This is a genomic window from Dehalococcoidia bacterium (assembly GCA_028711995.1).
Classification (GTDB): domain Bacteria; phylum Chloroflexota; class Dehalococcoidia; order SZUA-161; family SpSt-899; genus JAQTRE01.
In genome coordinates this window covers 1-11,791 of sequence record JAQTRE010000016.1, presented here as the reverse complement: position 1 = coordinate 11,791, position 11,791 = coordinate 1, and the positions used below count along the sequence as shown (strand labels likewise).

Sequence of the window (11,791 nt, the reverse complement as noted above, 5' to 3'; positions counted from 1 at the left end):
GCCCTTCCGTTATTCCGATTTAAAAATGCAGTAGCAAGGCATACTCTATCTGCGCTCAGGTAATGCGCATCTCCGCTTCCTTTGCAACGCGTCCTCCATGGGTATTTCCCCAAGAGCCTATTTGGGCAGCGGCTGCCTCCTTCGTGTCACTATCAGAGCTATGACTATCGCACCGATTGTTACTATGGATGCAATGATAATCGCCATCAGAGACCAGCTGATACCCCGGTCAGACGAGGTCGAAGTGGATGGAGCCGGAGTAGACTGTGATATCAGAGCTGGCGTGGTAGCTGACGCCGAAGGCGTTGAAGTAGGCGGCGCTTGGTAGCTTGCTTCTATGTCAAAGCTGGTCTCCTTGGTGTCCAGCAACGTCCCGTCATCAAGTGTCACTTTCGATTCTGCGAAATACCTCCCTGCCGGTAAGCCTTCCATCGATTCGGGGAGCACCAGCGTGGCAGTGAACAACCGGGAGAAAGCTGGTATAACGGATGACGAGCTCAGAGGAGTTTCAGCCTGTAAAATCACTTGCCCGGATTCATCGGCGATACTGACCTGATTCTTGGCCTTAAAATGAATATCGCCGGTGTTCTTGAACGTGGTCAGAATTTGAATTGGCTTACCGGCTTCTATCTTGGGGACATCCAGATCAGTGATCTCCCCTTTCCTGACAGCAGTATCGGTGCCGGGAATATGAACAATAACCGGAACATCAACGGCCACCACTACACCAACTTTGCCCTCGCCACCAGGCTGACTGTGTATGTAAATGACGGCATACCTTGTCCCGGGAGCAGTACCAGCCGGAACACTTATGGTAGCTTTGACCTGCTGCGAGCCGCCCGGTTCCAGATGAAAGGAGGTATTGTCAATCCGGGTAATGAAGGACCGAGCAGAATACAGGGAATTATCATCTTCGGGAGTCAGCTCAATAGTTGATCCGTCAAGAGACTGCCCGAATCCTCTGATCTCGACCTGCATATCCATGGAATAAGTTGACCCGCTCGCAATATCCATCGTATGAACATAACTCTGTCCTGGGGAGATCGTAACGTCAACCAGAGATCCGGTGACATTGAGACCCGGAGATGCCGAAATTGGCGAGACATTGATAAACAGGCATAGGCTCACCAATACAAAGGCGATAACGATAATCATATAGGGCATTGAAAACCTGGCTAATGGGCTCTTCATTGTTCCGTTCTCCTCTCGACGCGCTCCCGATCATGATACCAGTTATTCTATGTATCTAGGACATCTTGGACTTTCCCCACGCTTGAAATTGGGTTGGGGACGGCTTGCTCAGAAGCCGTCCCCATTCTTGACCACCGGTCTATATTGTCTGGGAAGCAGTAAAGGTCACTACTACATAGTAGTAAGAACCGCTGGGCAAGGCAGTATCTACGTAGTACACCTGCTGGTGGAAGGCCACACTGCGAGCGTCACCGGAATTATCCAACGGCTGGCCAGCTGGGGTACCGTCAGCCAGCACCTGAGACGAGTCCGTTAGAGTGACTGTATTCTCGGACATAAGGAGCAGGGCATCATGGAGTTTGACGGCAGGATCATAAATGGTGCCGTTGTACTTGGTCATGTAGCCATTATTGGTACCGAGGACAGTTACCTGCCAGTCCGTGTTGGAAGTCACCTTCATGGTTCGATCAGCCGAGTTATCGCCGATATTCAATGGATCCCAGCTAACCGCATCAGGAAGGACAAAATTCAGGACCGTCTGAGTGGTGCCGCTGACCGGCACATCACCCGGTTGAGCAGGTGCATAAGAGTAGCTGGTGGTCCTGGTATTGTTGCTCTCATTGCTCTCGCCAACAGCAAAGGCACTATCGGCAGTGATCAAGATGGAATCAGCTGTGCCAGAGAGTGTCTGAGCAGCTGTCGTCTGGGTATCGCTCGCACCTGTAGCCAAAGCCGGACAAGCAACGGTTATGGGAGTGCCACCATCAATGCTGATGGAGGTAGTGCTGGCACCGGCATCGGCCCCGTTATTGGTAATGGTATAGGTAACAGTGTACATGGCAGGATTGGCTTCGGCCGTTGTTGAGGCGGCTGAAACCACCAGGTCAGGCAGAGGCAAGGTGCCGATAGCGACAGTGCCTCCGGCAAGCGTGACGCCAGGAATGGCGGTGCCATTCACGTCTGCAACCACAACAGCCGATGGAGTGATGCTGGCCGCACTATTGACGGCAGGTTTTGCGGTGAAGGAAATGGTGCAGAGGGTTCCGGTCCCCGTGGGACCGCCAGTTCCTGCGCCAGTAATGGCGTAGCCGGGTATGACAACATGTCCACCGACGTTGTCAATTGTAGCGGCGCCGCCAGAAACAGTACCACCGCCGTTCGCGGTAGCATAGGCGCTCAGGAAGGTGCCTTCAGTCACACTATTAGCAGACAGTTTGGTTGCATCAAAGTCCACATTCGCCTGCCATCCACGTGAGGCTGTACTGGTGTCGATTGCCAGGCTGACGTTGAATGTTGTGCCATTGGCTACCGATTGGAAAGACGGGGTAATGCTGACGCTGACCGAGGAATCTGAGAAAGTAGCAGCCAGAGTGTGATTGGCGGTCACATTGCTGAAGGTGTAGCTGGTAGCTGGAGTGACAGCTCCCCCATCTATGGTTAAGGCTGATATGTGGTAACCGGTGTTGCCTGCCATAGTGAAGGTCTGGCTGCCGCCGTTGGTGACATAAACCGCACCGGATGAAGTTGCGGAACTCCAGGGATTGGTACTACTGGTGTTCCACGTATATCCTGAAGGACTGATGGTGCCGTTAGTGGGAGCGGAAACTGAAATAGTGTACACTAGTGTTATTTTGACAATGCTTTGATTGTAGTATTTACCCCCGCCGGTAAAGGATGGACAAACCAATCTTGGCAGTCTGGTAGTATCGGGGCTGCCATTGAGAGTGCCACTATCAGCGATAATGAGGGTATCGTTACTTTTTACAGGTATGTTATCACACGCGTGCGGTCCAACAAGCACCTGGTATGGCGTTGCTGAACCGTCCTCCACAAGAGCACTATAATCCGAGAGAGCGCTGACGCCGGTAATCTGTTCCAAGAGCCGGTAAACAGGTACACCGCTATACTCATAGGTATTAGTATTGTAGGTACCGGTAATAGTCTGCCCGTAGCTAGCTTTCAGAGTGTCCCATGTAGTTTGGTCGATAGTAACGCTACTTGCGCCGTACCAGACAGTGACAGGTGAATAGCCTGATCCGGCGGCAGCCGGCAGCGCCGGAATCAGCAATGCCACAAGAACAGCCAATATGGCCAGCATAACAAGGATCGTTTTCCTGTTCATCTTTTTCAATTGTTTCCTCCGTATCTTGCTTCGATTTCTTTGACAATACACACAATTAGATAAGCGTCTGAGACTGAACATGTGTACTCTGCTAATAAATTCCTGTCTATCCACCTCCTTTCATTTTAGATATGATTAGATGACTACCACGTTTCTCCCCAATGCAAGCCCAGCACCACGATATCCCCGATGTTGATGTTACCGTCCTTATTCAGGTCTTCAGGAATCCAGCCGGGAATGCCGGTCAGCCCCCATTGCAACCCCACCTTCACCACATCCCCAATATTACACACGTGATCGCCGTTCAGGTCCCACTCCGGTTGACCGGACGGAAGACCGATGAGTTCAATCTTAACAATGCCGCCTATGCGGTCGCCGCTGGCGGTCGCCGGGCCTGTAATTTTCAAGGGGTAGGCGGGGTGTGTGGCGGGATCCCCGGTGTATTGCGGCAGATCCGCCCCGTTCAGTTTATTGGCCACGATAATATTATCGTTTCGGGCGACGGCAGCGGAATAAAACGTGTAGGAGTAACCATCGGCTGCCCAAACCTTTATCTGGTAATTGGTGGCTGCCAGGGCATCATTAAATGCTCCTCCACCATGCTGGACATCGTCGTCCACCCAACCCGCCAGCAACCACAAGGGGATGCCGCTCCAGACGTTGCTGTCATCGTCGGTATAGCTTGTTGGGTGACAAGCTGCACCGCTTTCAAAAGTTGCTTGGGTCATGGTGTACGACTGTGCCCCGACCAGTTGCAGAGGCCAGTCTGCCACACCGAGAGTCGGAGTGGGAGTGGGAGTCGGCGGCGTCGTACTAATGTTCAGTAGTTTGATCTCAGCTATCTGTGCAACGCTCGGCCCGCCGTTGGTGAAGGAGGCGCTGACCAATTTCAAGGGGTATTTATCGGATGGCAAAGGCTCGCCGTTGAGCTTGTTGGCCAGAATCATGCCATTGTTGCGGGCGACGTCAGTGCTGGGAAAGGTGTAGCTGTAGCCATCTACAGCAGAGACCTTGACATTGTAATAGAGGCCGTCATTGAAGGAGCCGGGACCATGGATGTTGTCGTCATCAACCAGACCGCAAACGTACCAGAGCGGCAGGCCACTCCACGTATTATTCTCAGTATCCGTATAAGTAAACGCCAACGGATTAGCGGGCGGAGTATGGCAGGCGATTCCATTTTCAAACCAGGTATTGGTCAGGACATCGTTCCGAGCGCCGGAGAGGGTAACCGTCCACCCCTGGACCCCACCAGTAAATATCCTGATTTCTTTGATGTACTTGATGTAGAGACCATGGGTGGAAGGATACGCTATTGCGTTATCGTAGTAGTAATGCCAGTTGTGCTCGGGCAGGCAATCATGCATGTCCTGGTGTCCGAATATCAGTTTGCCGTCGGAAGTACGTCCCACTGTGGGGAAGAAGGCCAGCAGCATTCCATCGCTCCATCCGCTGCCGCTGTACTGCCCGTCTTTCCACCAGCTGATGACCATCGGCCCCTGCCTGGAATTGAGGGTGGGATCTGTCAGGGTATTGTAAACATTGGGATAGTCAAACGTTTCGTTGTAGCCGTCAGAGGCCATTACGTTGACCTGGTCGCCATCGGCCATTCCCCCAACCAGATTGCAGAGGTCATTGAGCGCGGTGCCTTTTAGAGCCCCCTTATCCTTCAGACTATCGCCGGGGCAGGTCTCATCCGGGTCCCACAGGTTGGCCGGGTCAAACGTGGGGCCTTCTGTAAAATAGTGGGTAGTGCCATCACCCTGCACCTCTGGGTGTCCCTCGGCTGTTTCCAAGTCAGCAATGGTAACCGTTGCCTCTCCAATCACCGTGCTGCCATCGGCGGCATACTTCACAATGTGGAGCGACGCTGTTGCACTGGTAGCTTCCACTGATGCAGTGAATAATACTCCGCCAACGATTATGCCTGCCATCAATACAAGGCTCAAAAATCCCAGAGCCAGTCTATTCTTCATCTGAGTCTCCCTCCAACGGTGTATAGGTCATTCCCCCATTTCCTTTTTTAAGTGGTCGCTGAAAATCGATACCCAGCCGCTAGTGTTATGTCATTCTGAGCGAAGCGAAGAATCTCACTCCCGATCCGTGGAGATTCCTCGGTCATCCATAAGGATTCCCTCAGAATGACATTGCGCCGGATCATGGTTGACGCAACACTAACCGGCATTCCAATCCCACATCCGTTCTCGCCGTATTTAACCCTCCTTGTCGTTTGCTAATCACCAGCTCTCCCCCCAGTGCAGGCCAATAACCACCACGTCGCCAATATTGATAGCGCCATCGTTGTTCAGGTCTTCAGGGATCCAGCCGGGCGTTCCGGTATCGCCCCAGCGCAGACCGATCACCACCACATCCCCGATGTTGCAGGTGTGGTCGCCATTCAGGTCCCACGCCGGAGTAGAAGACATTGTCACCGTGATAAAGCCGGTCTTTATCTCGTCATCACTGCCGCCGGCATTGGCCACTGTGAGCTTGACCGTGTAGGTGCCGACAGCACTATAGACATGAGATGGATTCTGATCAGTAGAGTCGACCACACCGTCGTTATCGAAGTCCCAAGCATAAGTTAATGGAGCTGTGCCCGTTGACTGGTCGCTGAAGCTAACGGCAAGAGGAGCCGTGCCGCTGGTCGGGCTGGCAATGAAAGCCGCCGTCGGGGCCACCGGTGCCGAGTTGACGGTGATGTAATCGGTCTTCACCTCATCGTCACTGGAAGCGGCGTTGGTCACCGTAAGTTTGACCGTGTAGGTGCCGACAGCACTGTAGACATGAGATGGATTCTGATCAGTAGAGTCGACCACACCGTCGTTATCGAAGTCCCAAGCATAAGTTAATGGAGCTGTGCCCGTTGACTGGTCACTGAAGCTAACGGCAAGAGGAGCCGTGCCGCTGGTCGGGCTGGCTGTGAAGGCCGCCGTCGGAGCAACTACCGAGACGGAGATCTCACCGTCATGCCATTCGCCCATCAAGGGGTAGTTGTCGCTGTATGTGCCGAAGCTGTAAAGAGTGTCACCAACGCCGTTTCCATCGGCATCGCTGCCAGTGTAATCATAGTAGTAGTTGCCAAGGTAACCGGTGTAGGTGCCGCCATTGTATCCGTAGGCAAGCGGAGTCAGTGAATTGTATGTGTTGGCCGTCAGCATCTCCACCCGATTGCCGATAACGTTGTTGAGCCAGATGATGTTATCGTGAGTCTCGTCCTTGATGCAGAAACCCGCATCGCCATTGTCTTCGACCGTGTTCTCTGAGATAAAGTTGCCGTGGGCAGTGTCCCGGACACTGATGCCGCGCTGGGTATTGCCGTGGCAGTAGTTCTTGGTGATGATATTATTCGTTGCTGCACCACCAAGGTGAATGCCGTTGTAGAGTCCTCCGGAGCAGTCATTATTCCGTATCGTGCAATCGTTTACGTCTACAAGCTCGATACCGGCAACGTGAGTGTCGGTTGGACCCAGAACTGAAAATCCGTCAATCACCACGCCGCTAGCATTCACATCAAACACCGGCGCGGTGGAAACCACCGCCGTGACCGTGGTCGAGGCAGCACCGCTTTCCGACTGGATGGCCAGGTTCTTGTCAACTACGACGTTCTCGTTATAGGTGCCGTCCCTGACAATGATGGTGTCCCCGCCACTGGCTGCCGTCACGGCCGCCTGTATGGTCATGAAGTCGGCGCCACCGGAGTCGTCAACATACCATGTTTTCGGACCTAGTGTAGTTACGTTAATATAGTCGGGCTTTATCTCATCGTCGCTGCCGACAGCATTGGTCGCCGTTAGTTTCACGGTAAACGTACCAGCGGAAGCGTACGTGTAAGTCGGGTTCTGGTCGGTAGAATCCGGCGTGCCGTCATTTTCGAAGTCCCACGCCCACGATGCTGGATCCCCGGTGGACTGGTCGGTGAACTGGACGGTCAGCGGAGCAGTGCCCGACTGCACATCCGAGGTGAAGGCAGCGACAGGCGCTCCAAGAACCACGAAGGCGGCCGATACGTCAGGAACGAAACCGCCCGTGGGAACGTCTGCCCGCACATAGTAACTGCCACCAGCCACGGCCGGGACAGTGAGAGACACGGGAGAGAGGGTGCCACCAGAGTCAGTGCTGGCCGCAACCTGAGGCTCATCGGCATCGATCGCCGAGTCGCCGTCGCTATCGAACCAGACCGTCCCGGTTCTGTCGGTCGCGAAGCCAAGCCCCGTGATAGCTATGACTGTTCCCGATGTCCCCGAGGCAGGGCTCAATATCATGCCCCTGACGGTGAAGCCAGCCGATGCTTCCACCGCTTCACCTTCCGGAACATCAGCGTACACAGAATATACGCCGGGCTCAGCGTCCGCCGGAGTCGATAGATGAGGCCACGGGCTCCCGCTGCCCGCCAGGTTCACAGTCACGGTCGACTGCGGTTCCGCCGCATCACGGATGCCATCCCCATCCGTATCAAACCAGACTACTCCACTAGCATTCGGGGCAAAATCGTACAGATTCATGCCGAATTCCACTCCAGGAAGAGCCGACGGGTTGGCAAAGTAGATATACGGGGCAACGAAACTGGCCGCAATGGTGTGATCGGCCTGGACATCGCTGAAGGTGTAGCTGCTCTGCGCCCCTACCGAGCCGCCATCCACGAGTACGTCCACAATCCGGTATCCAGTATCCGCGGCAATCGTGAAGGACTGACTGCCCCCGCTGCCTACTTTTATAGTCCCTGAAGGGGTAATCGTTCCTCCGATGCCGGCGCTGGCGTCAATGGTATAGCCTTTCCCGGCTGATGCCGTCGAAAGGGGAACCAGCAAGGCAACGATTGCCAACAGGGCAAGAATAGTGACGGTGATTCGCCTCATGTGTATCATCTATCTATCCTCCTATTCGCCTCATTGCTGTTACACGAGTCTATCGTGATGAGATCGCGAACTTCGTTACATCCACCCTTCCTCTGCATTTCTCCTAATTCATGGCATTTCCGATGCCTGCCCTCCCGAAGAAGGGCAGGCATCGGAAAAATCTTCTCGTCTCAACTCAGCCGCTTACCAGCTCTCCCCCCAGTGCAGGCCAATGACCACCACGTCGCCAATATTGATGGCGCCATCGTTGTTCAGGTCTTCAGGAATCCAGCCCGGGGTCCCTGTATCGCCCCAGTGCAGACCGATCACCACCACATCCCCGATGTTGCAGACTCCGTCACCGTTCAGGTCCCACGCCGGAGTAGAAGACATTGTCACCGTGATAAAGCCGGTCTTTATCTCGTCATCACTGCCGCCGGCATTGGCCACTGTGAGCTTGACCGTGTAGGTGCCGACAGCACTATAGACATGAGATGGATTCTGATCAGTAGAGTCGACCACACCGTCGTTATCGAAGTCCCAAGCATAAGTTAATGGAGCTGTGCCCGTTGACTGGTCGCTGAAGCTAACGGCAAGAGGAGCCGTGCCGCTGGTCGGGCTGGCAATGAAAGCCGCCGTCGGGGCCACCGGTGCCGAGTTGACGGTGATGTAATCGGTCTTCACCTCATCGTCACTGGAAGCGGCGTTGGTCACCGTAAGTTTGACCGTGTAGGTGCCGACAGCACTGTAGACATGAGATGGATTCTGATCAGTAGAGTCGACCACACCGTCGTTATCGAAGTCCCAAGCATAAGTTAATGGAGCTGTGCCCGTTGACTGGTCACTGAAGCTAACGGCAAGAGGAGCCGTGCCGCTGGTCGGGCTGGCTGTGAAGGCCGCCGTCGGGGCCACCAGTGCCGCGTTGACGGTGATGTAGGCAGTCTTGACCTCATCATCACTGCCATAGGCATTCGTGGCAGTCAGCTTAACCGTATGAATACCGCTAATGGTATAGATATAGATCGGGTTCTGGTCGGTGGAATCCGGTGTGCCGTCGTTGTCGAAGTCCCAGGCATAGGTGAGCGGTGCTGTGCCTGTTGACTCGTCAGTGAAGTTGACAGTCAGCGGAGCATCTCCACTGGTGGGGGCAGCGCTAAAGGCAGCCACGGGAGCTGGAGATGCAGCTACTGTCATTCTAGCAAAGAAAGCATCATAGGTTCCCCCGCCATGGGTTGTTTGGTAACTGTTTGGTGTAACGGGGAAGTTTGTAGAGTTTGTATATCCGCTGATATAGGCGTTTCCGGTGATATCCGCTGCAATACTACTTCCTTGGTCGGTGGAACCAGAGCCGCCGAGGTAAGTGCTGTAGGCCAGGTTACCGCCAGGGCCAAACCTAGTTACGAAGGCGTCCGTAGTACCTCCACCATGGGCTGTCTGATAGGCGCTTGCGGTAATGGGGAAATCTGTAGAGCTAGTGCATCCGGTGATGTAGATGTTTTCTGTATTGTCCACAGCTATGCCGTTTGCCTGGTCAATACCGGAACCTCCGAAATAGGTGCTGTAGACCAGGTTGCCGCTGGAACTGAACTGGACCAAGAAGGTGTCAGTGGTGCCACTAAGTGTTGTTTGATAAGCATCCGCGGTAAGGGGGAAGTCTGTGGAGTTTGTGGATCCGGCGATGTAGAATTTCCCTGTATTGTCCATGGTAATACTAAATGCATTGTCAGAACCGGAACCTCCGAGATAGGTGCTATAGGCCAGATTGCCAGCTGCATTGAATTTGGCTACGAAAGCATCGAGGCTACTTCCCCCGTATGTTGTCTGATAAGCATCGGGGGTAGTTGGGAAATTCGTTGACTTTGTCTTTCCGGCTATGTACATGTTTCCCATATCGTCCACGGCAATGCCGTATGCAGTATCTTCATCGGCCCCTCCGAAGTAGGTGCTGTAGACCAAGTTGCCGTCTGAATTGAACTTGGCTAGGAAAGCATCCCGCAAACCCTGACTGGTAGACTGATAGGCACCCTCGGTAACAGGGAAGTCTGCAAGAGAAGCAGTGTATCCGGTGATGTAGATGTTCCCTGTATTGTCTACGGCGATACTGTTTGCATCGTCAAGACCGGTGCCACCAAAATAGGTGCTGTAGGCCATGTTGCCGGTGGAACTGAACTTGGTTATGAAGACATCATACCCGCCGGCTCCGGTTGCCTGGTAGGCACCTGTGGTAACGGGGAAATCTGTAGAGTTTGTATAGCCTGTGACGTAGACGTTACCGGCGTTGTCTACAGCAATACTTCTGCCGTAATCAGTGCCGGCGCCCCCGAGATAAGTGCCATAAATCAGGTTAACGCTGGAACTGAACTTGGTTATGAAGACGTCATACCCGCCGGCTCCGGTTGCCTGGTAGGCACCTGTGGTGACGGGGAAGTCTGTAGATTTTGTACGTCCGGTTACGTAGCTGTTCCCCGTATTGTCCACTGCAATGCTTTCCCCATAGTCGTAATTGGATCCTCCAAGATAACTCCCGTACCATTCTGCCGCCTCCACCGCCGAAGCCTGCTCCACTAGTCCGGCAGCCGAGGCTGTCGCCGGCGAAATCAGAGCCAGCAACAGCACACCAAGCATCGATAGAATCATTAGTATCGCCAACACTCCGTTTGCTCTCTCACTCTTGTACATCTCAACCTTCCTTTTTTGTTAGTACCTTTTTCCCGATTGGCTGGCCGCTGGCCTACTCAGCAACTTCCCATTTACAGGCTGAGAGTGTCCGTTATCCGGGCATTCCGTCCGTGCAGGCGGACAGCCTTACATGTAGGCCACGATTTCAATCGCTGGCCTACCGCCCGGTCTTGACCGGGACGGGCTACAAACAGCCCATGTCCGCCTGGGCGGACGCCCCACCCCCCCCGGAAATACCCGAGTTTCTGCCACGTTGCGTTCCGACACCGCCTGTCTGCCCTGCCTGTCCGGCGGCGGCAGGCAACCGGCAGGACGGTATCCCTTTCCCGCAAAAACGATCAGGGAGCGGCCAAGGTAAAGCCCCACCATCCGGGGTTATCCAACTTATCGTTGGAGTCATAAGTTCCTTGCGTTCCGGATGACTGGTTGTCGGCAACAACTTCATAGTTACCTACAGGACTGAAGACGTCAGTTTCCCAGATCGGCGTAATTGCTATAGCTCCACTGCCGTTTGTGGTCACTTCCTCCTGCTCGTCCGAGGGATCGTCACCGCTGGTGAGCGTATAGCTACCGCCGAGAGGACGATCCATCGCATCGAGCGTTGACATCAGCACATCGTCCGTCTGTATCCATACATGGTACTCGGTACTTGCCGGGGGCCCAGTGCCCGTTACATACACCGTGTCCCCTTGAGTGAAAGCGCTTTTGGGGGTACCGGAGTCATCGCAGGTGTAAAAATTGGGTTGGTAGATATTGATCTGGTTGACCCATTTTACCGAAAGCCCGCTGGTGGATGGCCAGTATTTCCCGCTGCCATAGTAGTAGTGCCAGCGTGAGGCGGGCAGAGTGTTATTCATGTCCACATTGCCGAATACATATTTGCCGGCCGAGTTGGTCGTCTCAGCAAAGAAGATGAGACGCATGCCATTGACATAGTCTCCGTCACCCACATAGCCATCGT

General features: G+C 54.1%; 6 protein-coding genes. All 6 read right to left on the bottom strand.

Annotated elements, in window-relative coordinates; genetic code table 11:
• Positions 1–117: 117 nt before the first annotated feature.
• The gene (locus PHV74_04215; GenBank protein MDD5093570.1) at positions 118–1,191 is read right to left on the bottom strand and encodes a hypothetical protein; all 1,074 of its coding nucleotides are present in this window, start codon (positions 1,189–1,191) and stop codon (positions 118–120) included.
• 139 nt (positions 1,192–1,330) lie between these two features.
• Positions 1,331–3,313, bottom strand: coding sequence for a CARDB domain-containing protein (locus PHV74_04210; protein MDD5093569.1), 1,983 nt, complete (start codon positions 3,311–3,313; stop codon positions 1,331–1,333).
• A gap of 143 nt (positions 3,314–3,456) precedes the next feature.
• Complete coding sequence (locus tag PHV74_04205; GenBank protein ID MDD5093568.1) at positions 3,457–5,289, bottom strand: hypothetical protein; 1,833 nt, start codon at positions 5,287–5,289, stop codon at positions 3,457–3,459.
• 261 nt (positions 5,290–5,550) lie between these two features.
• Positions 5,551–8,181, bottom strand: a complete 2,631-nt coding sequence (locus PHV74_04200; protein ID MDD5093567.1) for a PKD domain-containing protein — start codon at positions 8,179–8,181, stop codon at positions 5,551–5,553.
• A 174-nt stretch (positions 8,182–8,355) separates the two neighbouring features.
• Entirely contained in the window at positions 8,356–10,830 is a 2,475-nt protein-coding gene (locus PHV74_04195) for an SBBP repeat-containing protein (GenBank protein ID MDD5093566.1), read from the bottom strand.
• Between the two features lie 338 nt (positions 10,831–11,168).
• A partial coding sequence (locus PHV74_04190; protein ID MDD5093565.1) for a hypothetical protein occupies positions 11,169–11,791 on the bottom strand: 623 nt, incomplete at its 5' end.